Below are 19,186 nucleotides of genomic sequence, written 5' to 3'. Positions count from 1 at the left end.
AGGGTCCGCTCAGCAGGAGCCGTTGGGATGGTGTCGACCTCAGCTGCCGCCGTCTTGCCGCGGCTGCAGGAGATCCGCCGTGCCACGGAGGCCCTGATCGAAGGCCTGGAAGCCGAGGACCTCTGCCTCCAGGGGATGCCGGACGCCAGTCCCGCGAAATGGCATCTGGCCCACACCACCTGGTTTTTCGAGGAGTTCCTGCTGAGCCAGAGGGAGGGCTACGCCTGCGCCGACAGCCGCTGGTGCTACCTCTTCAACAGCTATTACGAGGCCGTCGGCGAACGGCACCCCAGGCCGGAGCGGGGCCTCTTGAGCAGACCCTCGATCACCGAGGTGCTGGCCTGGCGCCAGCGGGTCAGTGAGGCCCTGATGGCCGAACTGGATCACCTTCCCGCAGCCCTGGTGGAACTCGGACTGCAGCACGAGCAGCAGCACCAAGAGCTGCTGTTGATGGATCTCCTGGACGGCTTCAGCCGCAATCCGCTCGAACCAGCCGCCAACCCACTCCACGACGCGCCCTACGACGCCAGCTGGAGCAGTCCGAGTCCCCAGGGCTGGCACCGCTTCGAGGGGGGCCTCGTGGAGATCGGCTTGGAGCCTGACTCGGAGGTCTTCCACTTCGACAACGAGGCGCCCCGGCACCGGATCTGGTTGGACCCCTTCGCGATCAGCCATGGGCTGGTGACCAATGGCGAGTACGCCGCCTTCATCGCCGATGGGGGCTACCAGCGCGCCGACCTCTGGATGAGTGAGGGCTGGGCCCTGGTGCAAGAACGGGGCTGGCAGGCGCCGCGCTACTGGCGCGGTGACTGGGAGTTCAGCCTCGCGGGCCGGAGGGCACGCCATCCCGACGCTCCCGTCAGACACATCAGTTGGTTTGAAGCCGATGCCTACGCCCGCTGGGCTGGGGCCCGCCTCCCCGAAGAAGGCGAATGGGAACTGGCGGCCGGCAGCGGGCAGCTCGAGAAGGTGTTTGGCTGCCTGTGGCAATGGACCGGCAGCCCCTACCGGCCCTATCCGGGTTTTACGCCCGCCGCAGGGGCCATTGGTGAATACAACGGCAAATTCATGAGCTCGCAGTTCGTGCTGCGGGGCAGCTGCTTCTTGACCCCAGCCGGCCACGAACGCCTCACCTACCGCAACTTCTACCCGCCCCACAGCCGTTGGATGGCCAGCGGGATTCGACTGGCTATGGGGGGCCAGCCATGACCAGCACCCTGCATCGCAGCGGCACCCCCGAACTGCTCGATCTGCATCCCGCCGCCGCAGACATGCGCCAGCTGGTGATTGAGGGCCTCAGCCAAACCCCCAAACAATTGCCCGCCTGGTTTCTCTATGACGCCGAGGGCTCGCGCCTCTTCGACCTGATTTGCCAGCAGCCCGAATACAGCCTGACCAAGACCGAAACCGCGCTGCTTGAGGACCAGGCCCAGGCCATGGCCGCGGCCCTTGGGGACGGCACCCTGGTGGAATTCGGCGCCGGCAGCGCCCGCAAGGTTGGACCGCTGCTCGAGGCGCTGCAGCGGCCGGCCTACGTCGCCCTCGACATCAGCGCGGACCATCTCGCCCAGGCCTGCGCGCGGCTCCAAAAGGACCATCCAGACGTGCCGATGGTGGGTATCTGCTGCGACTACAGCCAACTGGAGCAGCTCCCCAGCCACCCCTTGCTGCAGCAGCGGCGCCTGGGTTTCTTCCCCGGCAGCTCCCTGGGGAACTTCACCACCACAGCCGCCGAGACCCTGCTGCGGCAATTTCGGCGTCTGCTTGGTCCTGATGGAACACTGCTGATCGGGATCGACCAGCCCAAGGCAACGGAGCGGCTCGAGGCGGCCTACGACGATGCAGCCGGTATCTCCGCCCGCTTCGCCCTGAACCTGCTGGAGCGGTTGAACCGCGACCTCGGCTGTGATTTCGACCTCGATCAGTTCCGCTACCAAGCCCGCTGGGTCGCCGCAGCCAGCCACATCGAAATGGCCCTAATCAGCCAGCGGGATCAAACCGTGCAGGCCTGTGGCCGCAGCTGGCACTTCGCTGAAGGAGAGTCCTTAATCACCGAAACGAGCCACAAGTACAGCCCCGAGGCCTTTCTGAACCTGGCCGCGCGGGCGGGCTGGACCAGCGAGGCCCGTTGGAGTGATCCCCGCAATGACCTATCGCTGCACCTGCTGAAGCAGGCAGACTGAACGCCCTCAAGGACGTGCGATGGCGAGGGAAGATCAGCGGCGAGCCTCCCGGGAACTGCGGGAAGGCCTGATTGAGCGGCTCGAGGAGCTCTACGGCGAAGCCTTCGAACAGCTGACCACGCAGAACCTCGGGGAGGGCGCCATCGCCCGGCTCACCCAGTTGTTGCTGCGCTCGCGGGAGGCGGCGATCACTCCCCTGCAGGAGGAGATCGAAGCGCCCCTGATCACCCGACCCCCCTCGGCATGAGTTCCTGGTCCTGGTGGGATGAGCTGGAGCAAAAACTCGAGCAACAGCTCGAGGCCTTCCTCAAGTCCCATCCCGAACAGAGCGAGCGGCTCCGGCAAGAGCAGCTGAATGAGGCCGCCCAGCTGCGGCGCCAGCTTCTCGAGCTGGCTGCGGAGATCAAGCAGTGGCAAGAACGGACGCAAAAGGCCCAGGCCGCCGGTGCCCAGGACCTGGCCCAACGGGCCCAGCAGCACCTGGAGCAGCTGATGCAACAGGGTCGTGAGCTCTGGCAACAGCTGGAAGCCATCGGCCAAGACCTGCACCAGCCAGCCCCACGCAGCGAAGACCTGGATTCGGCCTGGGCCCGCTTTGAAACGGAGCAGGCCCTTGAAGAGCTGCGCCGGCGGCAGGGGCTCTGATGGGCTTTCTGCTCTCCAAACTGCTGCCGTTGCTGGTCTATCCCCTAGGCCTGGGGTTGCTGCTGCAACTCGCCGGACTCACCAGTGACCGCAGAGCCAAACTCAGCCGCGCCCTAGGGGCCTCAGGCATCGCCATGGTCTGGCTGTTTGCCATGCCAGTCACCAGCCGACAGTTGATCTGGGGCCTGGAGGAGCGGGCGGCGGCGCTCACGCCACAGGCGATCCCCAACGCCGACGCCATCGTCGTGCTCGGCGGCGGCCTCAAGCCGGCCTTGCCACCGAGGCGGGGGGTTGAAGTGAGCGAAGGGGGAGATCGCCTACTGACAGGGGTGCGGCTGATGCGCCAGAAGAAGGCGGGCACCCTGGTGACCAGCGGTGCCCAGATCAGCTTCACCGCGGCGGATCCCGCCCCCGCCGAAGCCTTCTCCGCCAAGGTCCTGGCCGAGGAACTCGGAGTACCAAGCCAGCGGATCCTGCCCAACCCCCTCTCGAAAACCACCGCCGAAGAAGCCCGCGACATCGGCCAACTCGCCCAAGCGCGGGGCTGGAGAACGGTGCTGCTGGTCACAAGCGCATTTCACCTGCCGCGCTCGCTCGCCACATTTGAGAAGCGCAGCGGCCTCACGGTGATTCCAGTCGCCTGCGATTTCCTATTGCCGGAGCGACAACGATTGGGACGCCCCACGGCGAGCTCCTTCATTCAAGACCTCCTGCCCGATGCAGGAGCGCTGTACCTGAGCAGCGTGGCCCTCAAGGAACACCTGGGGCTAGCGCTCTATCGCCTTAAGGGCTGGGCATGAAAAAGGCCCCTAAGCGGGGCCCTTACAAATCACTTCTTGGGTTCGGGGGGAACCAGGCTCACGCCCTCGGGCGGAGGGGTGGGATCGGGATCGGCGATCAGCATGTGCTGCAGCACGATCTCGGGGCGCTCGCTATCGCGCCAGCGAATCCGATAAGCGGGCATCTTGGTGCCACGGCTGGTGGTTTGCTCCACCGGCTCCATCACCCAACCCCGGCGGGAGCGGCCCTGGGGATTGCGCTTCACCACAGCATCTGCGTGCTTAAAGCGGAAGCCGACGCGTTCGCCACTCATCGAATCTCGAGCCCCCGAATGGGGGAGATTGCCTACTAGGTTCGATTATCCCATTGCAGGCGGCACTGCGCCCGATCGCGCCTCAGGACGCAGCAAGGGGAAGGCGATCACGTCGCGGATGGACGGGCTGTCGGTCAGCAACATCACAAGACGGTCAATGCCGATGCCCAAACCGCCCGTCGGGGGCATGCCCACCTCGAGGGCATTGATGAAGTCCTCGTCCACCTCCTGGGCCTCGTCATCACCGGCGGCTTTGCGAGCCATCTGCGCTTCGAGCCGCTGGCGCTGATCGACAGGATCAATCAATTCGCTGAAGGCATTGGCCGTTTCGCGGCCGACGATGAACAACTCAAAGCGCTCCACCAGACCAGGCTTGCTGCGGTGGGCCCGCGCCAACGGTGAGTTCTCAACCGGGTAATCGATCACAAAGGTGGGTTGGATCAGGGTGCTCTCCACCTTCTGATCGAAGGCTTCCACCAACAGACGTCCCACCGAGTCCGCCAGTTCCGGAACGGCCAAGCCCTGGGCCTGCATCGCCGCGGCCGCCTCAGCCCGGCTGCTGAAGGCGCTGAAGTCCAAGCCGGTCGCATCGAGCACCAGCTCGTGCATGGTTGCCCGGCGCCAAGGGGGCGTCAGGTCGATCTCCGTGCCCTGGTAGTTGATGCGGGTCGTCCCGCAGACCTGCTGGCACACGTGAGCAATCAGTTGCTCCGTGAGATCCATCATGTCGTTGTAGTCGGCATAGGCCTGATACACCTCGATCGAGGTGAACTCAGGGTTGTGCCGGGTGCTGATGCCTTCGTTGCGGAAGATCCGGCCCAGCTCATAGACCCGCTCAAAGCCGCCCACCACCAGGCGTTTGAGGTGCAATTCGGTGGCGATCCGCAGGGTCAGCGGCAGGTCCAGAGCGTTGTGATGGGTCTCGAAGGGACGCGCGTCGGCGCCACCCGGCACGCTTTGCAGCACCGGAGTTTCAATCTCAAGGAAACCACGCTCATCCAGCCAGCGGCGGATCGAACTGACCGCCACGGCCCGGCGACGGAAGGTTTCGCGGGTGTCCGGCGACACGATCAGGTCGAGGTAGCGCTGGCGATAGCGCTTCTCCACATCGGCCAAGCCATGCCACTTGTCCGGCAGGGGCTGCAAGCTCTTGCTGAGCATCTGCCAGCTCTGGACCTTCACGGACAGCTCACCGCGATCGGTGCGGCGCAAGCTGCCGCTGACCCCAATCAGGTCGCCGGCATCCACCAAGGATGTGAGGTGACCAAAGTCGTCTCCGAGGGTCGCCTTCTCGATGAAGAGCTGGATCGGACCGGTCTCATCGGCCAGGGTGAAAAAGGCGAGCTTGCCCATCACGCGGCGGGTCATCACCCTGCCGGCCACGGCAACGGCCACGTCCCGTTCTTCACCATTGGGCAAGTCCGCATGGGCCTGCTGCAGCTCAGCGGTGCGGTGACTGGGCTCAAAGCGCAGGGCGTAGGGACCCTGGCCCAACTCCGCTAGGGCCTTGCCTTTCTCGAGGCGGGTCTCGCGCAGCTCAGACAAAGGACCGAATCAATCAGCGTTCGGCCATCCTGCAGGATCAGCTGGCGGCGGCCATCGGGGCGTTCTCGCCCATGCGCTGGGAGGCGTAACCCGTACCGCGCACGGTGAGGATCAACTCGGGATTGCGAGGATCGGGCTCGAGCTTGCCCCGCAGACGGGCCACATAGACGTCCACAACCCGCAGGTCAGCGGCGCGGCGTGGCGGATAACCCCAGAGCTGTTCGAGAATCTCGGCCCGGGGAACCACCCGTCCGGGCTCCCGGAACAGCAGCTCGAGCAGGCTGAACTCGGTGTAGGTCAGACCAATGCGCTCACCATCGCGGGTGACCTGACGGCGGTTGGTGTCCACCACCAGATCGCCAACCCGAAGCACCCCCTGACCGGCGGGGACGTCACGGGGCTCGTTGGTGGCCGAACCGCGGCCCACACGGCGCAGGATCGTGGCGATCCGTGCCTCCAGCTCTTTGGGGCTGAAGGGCTTGGGCAAATAGTCGTCAGCCCCCAGATCCAAGCCCGCCACCCGCTCGGCAATGGCATCCAGGGCCGAAAGAAAAATGATCGGCACGCAGGACTCGGCCCGCAGGCGCCGGCAAACCGCGAAGCCATCGAGCTTCGGGAGCATCACATCGAGCACCACCAGGTCGGGCTGCTCTTTGTGGAACAGGGTCAGCGCCTCTTCGCCGTCCTCGGCGCAGACCACCTTGTAACCGGCCAGCTGGAGACGCATGACCAGTACGCGACGCACGGCCGGCTCGTCATCCACCACCATCACGGTGGCGCGCTGCTCTGACGAAGCCTCGACAGATGAGGCATCACTCTGTCGTTGCTGCTCGTCGAGCGGCATGCACTACACAGCGTGAAGAAGCGCAACGTTAACTCTCAGACCCCTTCTGGCGATAGCCATTTGCAGGCGACCTGAGCTAAGCGGCCTCAGTCTTAAGGATTTCTCAAGGCCGGACTAGGGCCAGCGACCCGCCGCGTAGGCGTTCCACTGACGCTCAGCCTCCGCCAAGGCCGCATCGCTGCTGGCCTGGCCCAACATCGCCCGCTGGAGCTGGGTGTAGACGATGGCCTGAAGCCGTTTCACGCCAGGGCTAGCCGGCACCAACACCCGGGCTGAGGACAAGGTTTGAGCCGAGAGCAGGCGGGCCTGCCGCACCAACTGCTCCGGTTGCGTCGCCGGTTGCTCCGCCTCCAAGACCGCCTTGACGTTCTGCAGCGCACCGATGGAGGAGGGAAGGACCCGCGCCTGCTCCGCAAAGCGAGCCTGATTGCTGGCATCCGTCAGGAACAGGGCGAAGCGAGTCGCCGGCTCCGCCACCTTGCTTTGGCGGGGAATGGCCAGGGTCATCACCGCCACATTGGCGGCACCATTGGCCCCGGTAAGGGGCGGATAGGGACGAGTGGCCGCGGCCACCTGGGGCGCATTGGTTTGGATGCTGCGCAGGAATTCCGCGCCGCTGCCTACCTGGGCCAGTTCGCCGCTTTGGTAGAGCTCAATCGCCCGCCGGTAGCCCTGGCTGACCACCTCGCGGGGCAGCAAGCCGCGGCGATAGAGATCGCTCCAGAAGGCAAACGCCTGTCGCCCCGCCGGCGTGTTGAACGCAGCCCGCTGACGCCCGTCCAGGAGCGTCACCCCCATCTGCACCAGCGACTCCAGCAGTTCCGCGGAGTCCTCGGGAACGACCGTGACAAAGAGTGCGTAGCGACCCGTCCGGCGTTTCACGGCTTCGGCGTAGGCGGGCACCTCGGCCCAGGTGCGCGGAGGCTCGCTGTAGCCGGCCTCACTCAGGATCTGCGTGTTGGCCAGGGTGATGCGGGCCGTCAGATACCAAGGAATGGCGAACTGCTGCGGCTGCCCGTCGGGCGCGGCACTTTGGCCGGCTTGCCAGATCCGCGGCAGATAGGTCGTTGAAGAGCCCTCGGGCAACAACGGCTCCAGGGGCTGGAGGCCACCTTTGCTGGCCAAATTGGCGGCGAAGAGCGGATTCAGGTTCACCACATCGGGGGCTGTCCGCGCGAACACCGCCGCCAGCAATTTCCGCTCGACCGAGCCCCAGGGAACATCGGTCCAAACCACGTCATAGCCGGGGTTCTGGTGCTCCCAGCGGGCAATGACGTCGTTGAGGTAGCCATTGAATTTGGGGGCCAAATCCAAGGTCCAAAACTGGATCGATTGGCGGTCGGTGGCCTGGCGACGCGCCGGGGCACAGGCCGAAAGCACGCCGGCCATGGCCATGGCCGCCAGCAAGGCGCCCGCCAGACGCTGTGGTCTCCTCATCCCCGGGCGGAGAGCAGTTTTCGCCAACGCAGCAGCAACAGCGAACAAATCAGGGGAGCCAGCAAGGCCGTGATCAAAGCCTGAGCCGCCAGCAGCTGCAAGCCACCCTCCGGCAAAACGCCGAGGAACTGCCACTGCAACAGAAAGCTGCCCCCCAAGAGCAGGCTGCCCAGGGCCGCCAGCAGTCCCAAATTGAAGCTGCGCTCAATCGGACTGCCCCGCCGGCCCAAACGGCCCCACCACCAGCCCAACAGCACCAGAGCCGGCAGCTGGGTGACATGTCCGACGTGCAAGCCATCGAGCAGCAGCCCCAAGGCCAAACCCGCAAACGCCCCGGACAAGGGACCATCCGCCAAGGCCCAGGGCAACAGCCAAAGCACGGCCCAACTGGGGGAGACGCCATTCAGGCTCAACCAGCCCGGGGACAGCAAGGTCAACGCCGGGACAACCAAGGCAGAGCCCACGCTGAGGCCATGGCGATGCAAACCAGCCATCGCTAACGGGACACCAACTGCACCCAATCGACGGCGTCGATCGGGGCACTCAGCTGAACGACGGCATCCGGGGCCGGGACCAACTCTTCATCGACGCTCTGCACAACGCCGATGGTGAGGTTGGGAGGCAACAAGGTGCTGGCCGGTGACGTGGTGACCACATCCCCAGGACGCACCCCCGTGTCTTTATCGAGGAACTGCAGCCGCGGCCGCGGCGTATCGCCGCCAATCAACAATCCATGGCGCTTCACCCGCGGGACCCAGACCCCCAGGCGACTGGTGCTGTTGGTCAACAGGGCGACACGGGCGGTGGTTGGGGTGACGCTGGCTACGCGACCAATCAGCCCGCCTGGAGCCAGTACAGCCGAGCCAGCACGCAACCCCTGCAGGCTGCCCTGACCCAACTCCAACTGCTGCCACCAACCGGAGGCCTGACGAGAGATCACCGGAGCCGAGACGCGCGCACCCCTGGCTTGATCCAGAGCAATCAAACCGCGCAGACGGGCGTTGTCGCTCTCGAGCTGTTGCAGCCGGGTTTGCTGGTCCAACTGCTGGGCGGAGCGCAGCCATTCCGACTGGGCTGGGCCCGGCCAAAACGGACGGGTGAGGAGAGCGTAGGCATCGAGGACGCCGGCCCCCTTGGTCAGGCGTACCCCCGCCAACACCGCGAGCAGGAGCCACCAGGGCCAGGCCTGCAGCAGCTTCTGCAGCAGGGGGACACGAAGAATGCGGCCAGCCATCGGTTTCACGCGCTCAGCCTGCTGAAGTCAGGGGTGTCGAGCACCCGCTCAAGGCGCTGGTAGTCCTCGATCACGCGGCCGCAACCGTTGACCACACAGAGCAAGGGGTCGTCGGCGATGTGCACCAAGATCCCGGTCTCGTGGCTGATCAGGTCGGTGATGCGGCGGACCAAAGCACCGCCGCCCGCCAGCACGATGCCCCGATCGACGATGTCGGCCGCCAACTCCGGAGGCGTGCGCTCCAGGGTCCGTTTAACCGCCTCTACGATCACGTTGAGGGGTTCCGCCATCGCCTCGCGGATGTCGCCGGCGCGCACGGGAATCGTGCGGGGCAAGCCCGAGAGCAGGTGCAAACCCCGGACATCCATCGTCGACTCGTCGTGGGCGTCGTCGGGGAACGCGGAGCCAATCCGGATCTTGATCTCCTCAGCGGTCCGCTCACCAACCACCAGGTTGTGCACCTTTTTGAGATAGGTGCTGATCGAATCGCTGAGCTCATCGCCGGCAACCCGCACCGACTCACTGAGCACTGTTCCGCCCAGGGACAGCACGGCCACCTCGGTGGTGCCGCCGCCGATGTCGACAATCATCGTGCCCACCGGCTCGGTGACCGGTAGACCCGCTCCAATCGCGGCCGCGACGGGCTCCTCAATCAAATGAACATTGCGGGCCCCCGCCAAGCCGGCTTCGCGCACCGCGCGGCGCTCGACACCGGTGACACCACTGGGGATGCCGATGACCAAGCGGGGCGCCACGATGCCGCGGCCCTCATTCCCTTTCTGAATGAAGGTCTTGATCATCTGCTCGGCGGCGTCGAAATCAGCGATAACGCCATCGCGCAGCGGGCGCACCGCGCGGATGTTTCCAGGGGTGCGGCCCAGCATCAGCTTGGCCTCATCACCCACCGCGAGGGGTACACCCCGCTCCAGGTCGATCGCCACCACGGAGGGTTCCTGCAGGACGATCCCCTTGCCGCTGACGTACATCAGGGTGTTCGCCGTCCCGAGATCAATGCCGATGTCGCGGGAGAGCTGGAAACGTTTGAAGAACACAGACGCCCCCCATTCCGTCAAAGCATAGGTAGATCCTGCGATCTGACATCCTGCAAGACCCAAGCAGCGACCTGGGTTTTGCGGCAGCGGTGACGCATCCGGGGCAAAGGGTGGAACTCTCACCTCGAAGCTCCCCGCCCGGGGACTGCATCATTGATCCAACGCAAACGCAGGAGAACGCCATGGGCGTCAATTCCGTCACCCTGGTTGGCCGAGCTGGCCGTGACCCCGAAGTGCGCTACTTCGAATCCGGCAGCATGGTGGCCAACCTGACCATCGCGGTGAACCGCCGCAGCAACAACGACGAGCCGGACTGGTTCAACCTTGAGATCTGGGGCAAGCAAGCCCAGGTGGCCGCCGATTACGTCCGCAAAGGGTCCCTGCTCGGGATCGTCGGCAGCTTCAAGCTCGACCGCTGGACGGACCGCAACAGCGGTGAAGAGCGCAGCAAGCCCGTGGTCCGCGTCGATCGCCTCGAGCTGCTGGGCTCCAAGCGTGACGCCGAGTCCAACGGCTATGGCGGCGGCGGCTTCGGTGGCGGCGCCCCGAGCGAAGAAGAAGTGCCGTTCTGAGATCAGAAGCACAAAAAAGCCCGGTCCATGTCAGACCGGGCCTCGTGATGGGAAGCCCCTCTTGATGAGGGGCTTTGTTGTCTCTGGGCTCAGTAGCGGTAGTGCTCGAGCTTGTAGGGACCTTCCACAGGCACGTTGATGTAGGCCGCCTGCTCGGGGGAGAGCTCGGTGAGCTTGGCGCCGATCTTCTCGAGGTGCAGGCGAGCCACCATTTCGTCGAGGTGCTTGGGCAGCACGTAGACCTCTTTGGCGTACTGGTCACCCTTAGTGAAGAGCTCGATCTGAGCCAGCACCTGGTTGGTGAAGGAGTTGCTCATCACGAAGCTGGGGTGGCCGGTGGCGCAACCCAGGTTCACGAGACGGCCCTCGGCCAGGAGCAGGATCTTGTTGCCGCTGGGCAGGGTGATGTGATCGACCTGGGGCTTGATGTTCTCCCAGGTGTACTGCTTCAGCGAGGCAACATCGATTTCGTTGTCGAAGTGGCCGATGTTGCAGACGATCGCCTGATCCTTCATCTGGATCAGGTGCTCATGGCGGATCACCTGGAAGTTGCCGGTGGCGGTGACAAAGATGTCCACGTCAGCAACCACGTCCTCGAGACGGACGACGCGATAGCCCTCCATGGCGGCCTGCAGGGCGCAGATCGGATCGATCTCAGCGATCATCACGGTGGCGCCAAGACCACGCAGGGACTGGGCGGAACCCTTGCCCACATCGCCGTAGCCAAGCACCAGGGCGACCTTGCCGGCCACCATCACGTCGGTAGCGCGCTTGATGCTGTCCACCAGGGACTCGCGGCAGCCATAGAGGTTGTCGAACTTGCTCTTGGTGACCGAGTCGTTGACGTTGATGGCGGGGAAGGGCAGCTCACCGCTCTTCTGCAGTTGATAGAGACGGGCCACACCGGTGGTGGTCTCTTCCGTCACGCCCTGGATCTGGGCCTTGATTCGGGAATAGAAGCCAGGCTGGGCCGCCAGCTTCTGGCGGATGCTGTTGAAGAGCGCGGTCTCCTCTTCGTTGCTGGGGTTGTCCAGAACGGAGGGATCGCTTTCAGCCTTGGTGCCCAGGATCACGAGGCCGGTGGCATCGCCGCCGTCATCGAGAATCATGTTGGGGGTGCCGCCGTCGCCCCACTCGAGGATGCGGTGGGTGAAGGCCCAGTACTCGTCGAGGGTCTCGCCCTTGTAAGCGAACACAGGGATGCCAGCAGCAGCGATCGCTGCAGCGGCGTGGTCCTGGGTGGAGAAGATGTTGCAGCTGGCCCAGCGCACTTCAGCGCCGAGAGCCACCAGGGTTTCGATCAGAACGGCGGTCTGAATCGTCATATGCAGGGAACCCGCGATGCGGGCGCCCTTGAGGGGCTGCTCGGCGCCGTACTTGCTGCGCAGGGCCACCAGACCGGGCATCTCGGTCTCGGCGATTTCGATCTCCTTACGGCCGAAATCAGCCAGACCCAGATCAGCGATCACATAGGTACTGGTGCTCTGCAGAGCAGGCGCCGTGGGGGAAGCCACCATGGTTTGTTGTCTTGAGGTGAATGCGTCTCGCCATCCGAGGGAGATCCCGGCGGGGAAGGCAAGAGGGTTGGAATATCTGCAGAGACGCCGAGGCTTCGGGCTCGCTTAGATCCAATCTATCGGTATGCAACAACAGAGCGTGCAGCTAGGGGATACGGCGGCCACCCAAGATCTGGGCCGACAGCTGGCCTTGGACTGGCTGGCGTTTCCACAGCCCAAGCCGATCCTGCTGTTGGAGGGGGATCTCGGGGCCGGCAAAACCTCGCTAGTGCAAGGGATTGCACAAGGTCTTGGCATTGATGAGCCAATCACCAGCCCCACCTTTGCTCTGGCGCAGCACTACCAAGGACAGGCAGGGGCCCTTGTCCATCTGGACCTCTACCGCCTGGAACACAGCGCCTCAGCCGATGAGCTCTTCTGCCAAGAAGAGGAGGAAGCCCAAGCCCTTAGTGCCCTGATGGCCGTGGAGTGGCCCGGACGCCTGAGCTTTCGGCCCGAGGAGGCCTGGATCCTGCACTTAGACCTGCTGGATCCTGACGATCCGGATGCTGGAAGGCTGGCCCGGCTAGAGCACTAGCGCTGCAGAAATCGCTGCACCGCAGCCGCATCGGGTTGGGGGTCAATCGCCCCAGCGCCCCCACAGACCAAAGCCCCGCAGGCCGCGGCAAAACGCAGCATCGTCTCTGGGGACACCGAACCCTGCACGAGCTGGTGCAGCAGACCGGAACTAAAGGCATCGCCCGCTCCCGTTGTGTCCACCACCTGGGGCGGTGCCAAGGCTTCAAGCACCCCGGACTCACCGGCCAAATGCCACCGCACGGGGTTGCCGCCATCGGTGACCACCACATCGGGGGCCTGCGGAAGACCAGCCGAAATCGTGCTGGGGTCGGCACTGCCAAAGAGCCAGAGGGCCTCTTCCTTGGCCAGCTTCAACAGCGATGCCGCAGCCACTAGGGGTTGCATGGCGCTCAAGGCTGCCGAGTCCGGACCCGCAGCGGGATCGCGGTGTTCATCCCAGAAGGTGGGTCGCCAATTCACATCCAAGGCAATCCGCACACCTGCGCCCTTGGCCTGATCCACGGCCCAGCGGAGGCTCTCCGCTGATGCCGCTGTGGCCAGCGGAATCGTGCCCACCAGCAACCACTGGGCTTGAGCCGCCAAGGCGAGCCAGACGGCTCGCAGCTCGGAGCAATCCAGAGCCTGATCGGCAAACCCCTGGCCCTGATCGCCGGCAAATCCCTGGAAAACCCTTTCACCGTCTGCGTGGCGGCGTACGAGCACCACGCGACTGGGTCGCGTGGCATCCCGTTGCAACCCGGCAAGCTCCACGCCCCGGTCAGCCATTAACCGCTCAAAGGACTCCCCAATCGCGTCCTGTCCCAAGCGGCCCACGAACGCCGAAGGCGTTCCTAGACGTGCCAGGGCACAGGCGACATTGGCCGGGGCGCCGCCCAATCGGTCATCGCACTGATCCAGTGATGCCGTGACCGGATCTCCCCCCAGAGGCCCCAATCGATCCACCAGGGCCTCGCCCAGACAAATCACCTTGGGGGCTGGGTTCATCGATCAGGCCGCGTCGGTTCCCTCCTCAGGGTGGAGACGCGCCAGCAATGCGGCAATGATCCGCGCATTGGCGGCTGGGAAGGGATAGTCGCTGAGCTGCTGGGGCTTCACCCAGCGCACCTGCTGTGAAGCCAAGGGCTGCGGCTCACCGGCGCGCCACTGGCAGAGGTGGACAACAAACCGCAGTCGCTTGTGGCTGTAGGCGTGATCCAGGCTGATCAACTCCTCGCCCACTTCCACCTCAATCGCCAGCTCCTCCTGCAACTCGCGGCAGATGGTGGCCTCAATGGCCTCTCCGGATTCCTGCTTCCCCCCAGGGAATTCCCAGAGCCCGCCGAGCAGACCCTCATTCAGGCGCTGATCAATCAACACCTCGCCGGCGTCGTTGAGCACCACGCCAACGCCGATGACCTGAAAGGGCAGTTCTCGCGGGGCTTCCTTCACGGGATAGGCGGCTGGATCGCCGGAAGCGTAGGCAGCGCACTGGTCGCTCCAAGGGCAGTGCTGGCAGCTGGGGGTCTTGGGGGTGCAAACCGTGGCCCCCAGATCCATCAGGGCTTGGTTGAAGGAGCGGGGCTGCTCGGGATCCAGGAGTTCAGCACTCAACTGCCAGAGCGCTTTGCTGTTGCGGACCGGCGGCTGTGGACTGGCGATCAAGCGGGAGAGCACCCTTTTGACGTTGCCGTCCAGGATCGGAAACGGCAGATCAAACGCCGAAGAGAGAATGCTGCCGGCGGTGCTGGGGCCAATTCCCGGCAACGCCAACCAACCCTCAAGGTCACGGGGCCAAACGGAGTCTTCACGCTCAACCAACTGCTGCGCCCCTTGATGCAGCCGGCGAGCACGTGAGTAGTACCCAAGGCCCTGCCAAAGCAAAAGGACCTCCTGTTCATCCGCGCCGGCCAAAGATTGCAGCGTTGGGAACCGCACCATCCAACGCTGCCAATAGGGCAAGACAACTTGGAGCTGGGTTTGCTGAAGCATGACCTCCGCAACCCATGTGGGGTAGGGATTCAGCTCCTCACCGCCCTTGGGCAAGACACCCTGAGCGGCGCGCTTCCAAGGAATTCCATGGCGGCCATGGACCTGCCACCAGCGCAAAAGCTTGTGCCGCAGGACAGATGCCTGTTCTGTACTCAAAGAGGCTGGAACCCTCAAGCCTGAGCCAAGACCTCAGATGGCGGTCCATCAGCGACGACACGCCCGTGGTCCAAACGGATGACGCGATCACACTTCGCGACGGTGCTCAGCCGGTGGGCAATCATCACGACCGTGAGATTGCGGTCAAGTTGATTGATCGCATCCATCACCGCCTGCTCGGTGTCGTTATCCAAGGCGCTGGTGGCCTCGTCCAAGATCAAGACTTGAGCCTGTTTGTAGAGGGCCCGAGCGATCCCAAGACGCTGACGCTGACCACCGCTGAGACGAATCCCCCGCTCACCAACAAAACTGTCGTAGCCATCAGGGCTCGCTTCAATAAACGATGCAATCTGCGCTTGCTGCGCAGCCAATCGGACGCGATCGAAGTCGATTTGATCTGTCGGAACCCCAAAAGCAATATTTCCAGCAATGGAGCTGTCCGCCAGATAGATACTTTGAGGAACATGAGCTATCGCTGAACGCCACGCCAAAAGTCGTTCGGGGTAAGCGTGGTCATGCAGATTAAGTTCATCGACAAGGATTTGACCTTTCGTTGGGGACAGCAAACCCATCAAGACATCAACAGTAGTGCTCTTACCACTGCCAGTCGAACCAATAAATCCAACGCGTTGACCACGCTCAATTTTCAAGCTGAGGTCATTCAAGACGCCTGCATGTCCTTGTCCGTAAGAGAAGCAAACCTCACAAAAACGAACCTCCGACTTCAAAACTAGTTTCTTATTGACCTCTAAAACGTCCGGAAGTGGTTGCTGCAGCATCTCCAAAACTCCCCCGAGGTCTGCCGAAAAGCCCTTGAGGTTCGACCAACCCGAGTAGGTTTGCTGCATTGCAGGCAAAAGCCTCTGAGCTCCCAAAGCAAAAGCGCCAAGCACAGGCATCGCAGCTGCACCTCCGCCTTTCTGCGCAGCCAGAGCCGTTGCCAAAACTGAAATCGCAATCAAACCCAATGCCTCGAGGGAAAACCGAGGAAACAAAGAAAGAAACTGGTTTCTCGCTTGAAACTGACGCTGAGGACGGTCTGATCTTCTGTAAATATCCAAGTAGAGGTTTTGAGTTCCATCTAAGATCACATCACGTATCGCACCAATCCCCTCTTGAAGAGACTTAACTACATCTTTCCTCGAATCATTAATGATTCGACCATTGGCAAGAAGGGCTCGACGACTAAAGAAGCCGATCAAGACGTATGAACCTCCAAACAAGCCAGCCGCACTCAACGCAACTGCCCAGTCAATGCAAAACAAGCCTAACAATAAAGAGATCGCAACCAGCGTTGAAGTGCTGGTCTGAAGAACAAGATTAATTGCCGAAACCGTTGTACCAATCTGACCGGTCACTGAATTGATGACGGCACTGCTATTGCGCCTTACATGGACGGAATAGGGCTGATAAAGCGTCTTTCGATAGGCTTCACAACTGAGATCTGAGCCAATGGCAGCAGCAAGTTGCCCACTCAACCAAAGATTGGCCAAACGGACCAAGGCAGCTGTAACTGCAGCAAAAGCAAACACCCCAGCTGCAGGCCCAAGGAGTTCAGAAGGAGAACTCCAGCCAAGCTTCGGGGCCCACTGCTGAATCCAAGGAGCCTTCCAAAGCTGCTCTGGCTCGGTCAACACAGCCAAAAAGGGCAGCGCCGATCCCAAAGAGACAAGCTCGGCAACAGCGGAAGCCAGAGTGACCAGGCTCAGAACAATGAGCTGTCGCTTCCGTCTAGCTGTGAGGTGGCCAGCGATGCCGAGAAGAAGCTCCTTGGTCGAACTCAAACCCGGACCTGAATGCGCTGGCTGACGGTAAGTCTTAAACAGCCACGTAGGCCTGAACGTTCTGGCTCAAGCGACGCAAACCCGCCAAACCATCACGCTCAAGGTTGCGAACGCGATCACGGCTAATACCCAGGACCCGACCAATACCAGTCAGGCTCATCGGCTCGTCCGGATCGGGCACATCGCGGCAGGGAATCGCGTAGCGCATCTTCAGGACACGTCCCTGCAGGTCCGGCAGTTGGTCCAGCAGTCCCCGCATATCCATCCGCAAGCACTCCCCATCCACCAGCTCAGACGGCTGGGTGCCATCGGCCGCCAGTAGGTCCAGCAGCTCCGTGTCATCCCCGTCGCCCACCTTGGTCTCCAGGCTCACGGGCTGACGCGCGCGGCAGAGCAGGTCCTTCACCTCCTCCTCCGGCAGGTCAACAAACTCAGCCAGCTCCGTCACGGTTGGGGTCCGGCCAAGCTCTTGGCTCAGTTCCCGCTGGCCTTTCTTGAGCTTGTTCAGGGTCTCCGTGATGTGGATCGGTAGGCGGATCGTGCGGCTCTTCTCTGCAATGGCCCGTGTGATCCCCTGGCGGATCCACCAATACGCATAGGTACTGAACTTGTAGCCCCGGGTCGGGTCGAACTTCTCCACGCCCCGCACCAGGCCGATGGTTCCCTCCTGGATCAGGTCCAGGAGCTCCATATTCCGCTTGGTGTACTTCTTGGCCACGCTCACCACCAACCTCAAGTTGGCGGCCACCATCCGCTCCTTCGCCCGCTGGCCACTGCGCAGCCGCTTCTTGAGTTGAACCTGGGTCAGACCCGCTTCCTTAGCCAGCACCGCAGGCGAAGGCTTCTCGACGCCCTCACGGCTCGCCAGTTCCTGCTCCAGCACCTCAAGCGCCACAAGCTCTTGAACCTGACGGCCAAGGGTGATCTCCTGCTCGTGGGTCAGCAGCGGCACCCGGCCGATGTCCCGCAGGTACGAGCGCACCAAATCCGTTCCGCCGGCCAGCGCGGTCTCGCGGTCAGCGGCAGCGGGTCGGCTCGAAGCGATTGCAACGACCACGGCTCGAAACGTGAACTGGTGTAAAGCCTACCCTAAAGAAGTGTAAAGAGACTCTCAGGAAGCCAAATCACTTAGCCCGAGGCGCGAGTCAACAGCCAGCTCGCGGTCTGCAGGTAGATGAAGACCCCCGCCACATCCGTTGCGGTGGCAATGAAGGGGGCCGACATGAGAGCCGGATCCAAGCCCAGGCTGTTGAAGAGCAGCGGCAGAGCGGCTCCAGCCGTGGCCGCCAAGGTCGTGATCGCCACCAGGCTGATCCCCGCCGCCGAAGCCACCAACCAGTTGCCTCCACTGACGTAGGCCGTCCAGGGCACCACCACCAGGACCATCAACAGTCCCAGCAGGGCCCCAGCGATTGCTTCCCGGCCAATGGCCAGGGCTGGACCGAGGCCCTGGATGCGCTGGGTGCTTAAACCGCGAATCACCACCGTGGAGCTTTGAGCGCCGACGTTGCCCCCCGTGCCAATCAACAGGGGAATGAACGCCGCCAGGACCACCACCTGTTTCAGCACGCCGTCCATCGAGGCAATGACCGCCGCCGTGCCGCTGTTGGCGATCAAGAGGACCAACAGCCACACCACCCGGCGCCGGGCCACGCTGAAGAGATTGCTCTGGAAGTAGTCGTCCTCGTCGCCGGCCTGCACCGCACCGGCGGCGTAAAGATCGCGGGTGGCCTCCTGCTGGATCACGTCGATCACGTCATCGACGGTGACGATCCCCACAAGGCGCTCCTCGCGATCCACAACGGGGACCGCCAAAAAGTCGTAGCGCTGGATCACCCGGGCCACCTCTTCCTGGTCGGTGTCCGTGCCAACGCTGACCACCTCTCTGGTCATCACGTCCCCCACCCGCTGCTCCGGATCGGCCACCACCAGGTCCCGCAGCGACAGGATCCCCGTCAGATGGCGTGAGGCGTCCGTCACATAAAGCGCATAGATCGTCTCGGTGTCCCGGGCGCGGCGCCGCACGATCGTCAGCGCCTGGGCCACGCTGTGGAACTCCTTGAGATCGATGAACTCGGTCGTCATCAACCGGCCCGCCGTCTCGGGTTCGTAGCCGAGCAGCTGAGCCGTCACCCGGCGTTCCGCCGGGCTGAGTTCCGCGAGGAGACGACGGACAACCTTGGCGGGCAGCTCATCAAAGAGGTCAACCCGGTCGTCGGGGGACATCTCCTCCACGAGCTCGAGCACTTCGCTTGAGCGCAGGCGCTCCAGCAGGGTCTGCTGAACGGTGGGCTCGAGGTACTCGTAAACCGCGATCGCTTCGTCTTTCGGCAGCAGCCGGAACGCCAAAGCCTGCAGCGTGCGCGGCAACCCGCCAATCGCTTCAGCGATATCCACTTCTTGGACGGGCTGCAGCAGCAGCTTCACCGCGTCGTAGTTGCCGGCCTCCAGCAGCCCGCGCAGCTCCTGGACAAACACCTCAGGATTCGTCGCCGCAGCGGACGCCTCGCTCATGGCCCCTCAGCTGCACCAGGCCGATTTTATGGGGAAGGGCCGCTAGGGTCCCGCTTCCCCCAT

General features: G+C 63.5%; 20 protein-coding genes. 7 read left to right on the top strand and 13 right to left on the bottom strand.

Annotated features, from left to right (window positions below; translation table 11 throughout):
* Nucleotides 1-27: 27 nt before the first annotated feature.
* From egtB to H0O22_RS10125, 5 genes are read left to right on the top strand one after another with little or no spacing between them, the layout of a single operon-like run.
* On the top strand, nt 28-1,209 hold the full coding sequence (gene egtB / locus H0O22_RS10145; protein ID WP_185186543.1) for an ergothioneine biosynthesis protein EgtB: 1,182 nt from the start codon (nt 28-30) through the stop codon (nt 1,207-1,209).
* Nucleotides 1,206-2,183, top strand: coding sequence for an L-histidine N(alpha)-methyltransferase (egtD, locus tag H0O22_RS10140; protein WP_185186542.1), 978 nt, complete (start codon nt 1,206-1,208; stop codon nt 2,181-2,183). The genes egtB and egtD overlap by 4 nt, the downstream gene beginning before the upstream one ends.
* Before the next feature lie 19 nt (nt 2,184-2,202).
* Nucleotides 2,203-2,430 (top strand): hercynine metabolism small protein, encoded by a 228-nt coding sequence (locus H0O22_RS10135; RefSeq protein ID WP_185186541.1) that lies wholly within the window; start codon nt 2,203-2,205, stop codon nt 2,428-2,430.
* Nucleotides 2,427-2,828, top strand: coding sequence for a hypothetical protein (locus tag H0O22_RS10130; RefSeq protein ID WP_185186540.1), 402 nt, complete (start codon nt 2,427-2,429; stop codon nt 2,826-2,828). The genes H0O22_RS10135 and H0O22_RS10130 overlap by 4 nt, the downstream gene beginning before the upstream one ends.
* Nucleotides 2,828-3,628, top strand: coding sequence for a YdcF family protein (locus H0O22_RS10125; protein WP_185186539.1), 801 nt, complete (start codon nt 2,828-2,830; stop codon nt 3,626-3,628). Before H0O22_RS10130 ends, H0O22_RS10125 begins: the two co-directional genes overlap by 1 nt.
* 29 nt (nt 3,629-3,657) lie before the next feature.
* Here H0O22_RS10125 and H0O22_RS10120 read toward each other — a convergent pair whose 3' ends face one another.
* The 7 genes from H0O22_RS10120 to H0O22_RS10090 form a co-directional block, all read right to left on the bottom strand.
* The gene (locus H0O22_RS10120) at nt 3,658-3,921 is read right to left on the bottom strand and encodes a hypothetical protein (protein WP_010314125.1); all 264 of its coding nucleotides are present in this window, start codon (nt 3,919-3,921) and stop codon (nt 3,658-3,660) included.
* Between the two features lie 45 nt (nt 3,922-3,966).
* Entirely contained in the window at nt 3,967-5,466 is a 1,500-nt protein-coding gene (lysS, locus tag H0O22_RS10115; RefSeq protein ID WP_185186538.1) for a lysine--tRNA ligase, read from the bottom strand.
* A gap of 37 nt (nt 5,467-5,503) precedes the next feature.
* A complete protein-coding gene (gene rpaB / locus H0O22_RS10110; RefSeq protein ID WP_370521442.1) occupies nt 5,504-6,310 on the bottom strand; it encodes a response regulator transcription factor RpaB in 807 nt (268 codons plus the stop codon).
* Between the two features lie 114 nt (nt 6,311-6,424).
* The gene (locus tag H0O22_RS10105; RefSeq protein ID WP_185186537.1) at nt 6,425-7,747 is read right to left on the bottom strand and encodes a sugar ABC transporter substrate-binding protein; all 1,323 of its coding nucleotides are present in this window, start codon (nt 7,745-7,747) and stop codon (nt 6,425-6,427) included.
* Nucleotides 7,744-8,241: a rod shape-determining protein MreD gene (mreD, locus tag H0O22_RS10100; protein WP_185186536.1), complete on the bottom strand. Its 498-nt coding sequence runs from the start codon at nt 8,239-8,241 to the stop codon at nt 7,744-7,746. Before mreD ends, H0O22_RS10105 begins: the two co-directional genes overlap by 4 nt.
* Before the next feature lie 2 nt (nt 8,242-8,243).
* Nucleotides 8,244-8,981 (bottom strand): rod shape-determining protein MreC, encoded by a 738-nt coding sequence (gene mreC / locus H0O22_RS10095; protein WP_185186535.1) that lies wholly within the window; start codon nt 8,979-8,981, stop codon nt 8,244-8,246.
* Nucleotides 8,982-8,986: 5 nt separating this feature from the next.
* Nucleotides 8,987-10,033, bottom strand: coding sequence for a rod shape-determining protein (locus H0O22_RS10090; RefSeq protein ID WP_185186534.1), 1,047 nt, complete (start codon nt 10,031-10,033; stop codon nt 8,987-8,989).
* A gap of 182 nt (nt 10,034-10,215) precedes the next feature.
* Here H0O22_RS10090 and H0O22_RS10085 point away from each other — a divergent pair, with 182 nt between their 5' ends.
* Nucleotides 10,216-10,605 (top strand): single-stranded DNA-binding protein, encoded by a 390-nt coding sequence (locus H0O22_RS10085; protein WP_185186533.1) that lies wholly within the window; start codon nt 10,216-10,218, stop codon nt 10,603-10,605.
* 89 nt (nt 10,606-10,694) lie between these two features.
* Here H0O22_RS10085 and ahcY read toward each other — a convergent pair whose 3' ends face one another.
* Complete coding sequence (gene ahcY, locus H0O22_RS10080; RefSeq protein WP_185186532.1) at nt 10,695-12,122, bottom strand: adenosylhomocysteinase; 1,428 nt, start codon at nt 12,120-12,122, stop codon at nt 10,695-10,697.
* 124 nt (nt 12,123-12,246) lie between these two features.
* Between ahcY and tsaE the strand changes: the two genes are divergently transcribed.
* Nucleotides 12,247-12,699: a tRNA (adenosine(37)-N6)-threonylcarbamoyltransferase complex ATPase subunit type 1 TsaE gene (gene tsaE, locus H0O22_RS10075; protein WP_185186531.1), complete on the top strand. Its 453-nt coding sequence runs from the start codon at nt 12,247-12,249 to the stop codon at nt 12,697-12,699.
* Here tsaE and H0O22_RS10070 read toward each other — a convergent pair.
* The 5 genes from H0O22_RS10070 to mgtE all read right to left on the bottom strand — a co-directional run bounded on the left by H0O22_RS10070 (nt 12,696) and on the right by mgtE (nt 19,123).
* On the bottom strand, nt 12,696-13,685 hold the full coding sequence (locus H0O22_RS10070) for a carbohydrate kinase (RefSeq protein WP_185186530.1): 990 nt from the start codon (nt 13,683-13,685) through the stop codon (nt 12,696-12,698). The genes tsaE and H0O22_RS10070 overlap by 4 nt on opposite strands.
* A 3-nt stretch (nt 13,686-13,688) precedes the next feature.
* Nucleotides 13,689-14,825, bottom strand: a complete 1,137-nt coding sequence (mutY, locus tag H0O22_RS10065; protein ID WP_185186529.1) for an A/G-specific adenine glycosylase — start codon at nt 14,823-14,825, stop codon at nt 13,689-13,691.
* 14 nt (nt 14,826-14,839) lie between these two features.
* Nucleotides 14,840-16,609: an ABC transporter ATP-binding protein gene (locus H0O22_RS10060; RefSeq protein ID WP_221625483.1), complete on the bottom strand. Its 1,770-nt coding sequence runs from the start codon at nt 16,607-16,609 to the stop codon at nt 14,840-14,842.
* A 34-nt stretch (nt 16,610-16,643) separates the two neighbouring features.
* On the bottom strand, nt 16,644-17,654 hold the full coding sequence (locus tag H0O22_RS10055; protein ID WP_304623030.1) for an RpoD/SigA family RNA polymerase sigma factor: 1,011 nt from the start codon (nt 17,652-17,654) through the stop codon (nt 16,644-16,646).
* Between the two features lie 83 nt (nt 17,655-17,737).
* A complete protein-coding gene (mgtE, locus tag H0O22_RS10050) occupies nt 17,738-19,123 on the bottom strand; it encodes a magnesium transporter (protein WP_185186527.1) in 1,386 nt (461 codons plus the stop codon).
* Between the last annotated feature and the right edge of the window lie 63 nt (nt 19,124-19,186).

Source organism: Synechococcus sp. LTW-R (genome assembly GCF_014217875.1).
In the GTDB taxonomy this organism is placed as follows: Bacteria; Cyanobacteriota; Cyanobacteriia; order PCC-6307; family Cyanobiaceae; genus Vulcanococcus.
This window is presented reverse-complemented; position numbering and strand designations above follow the sequence as displayed.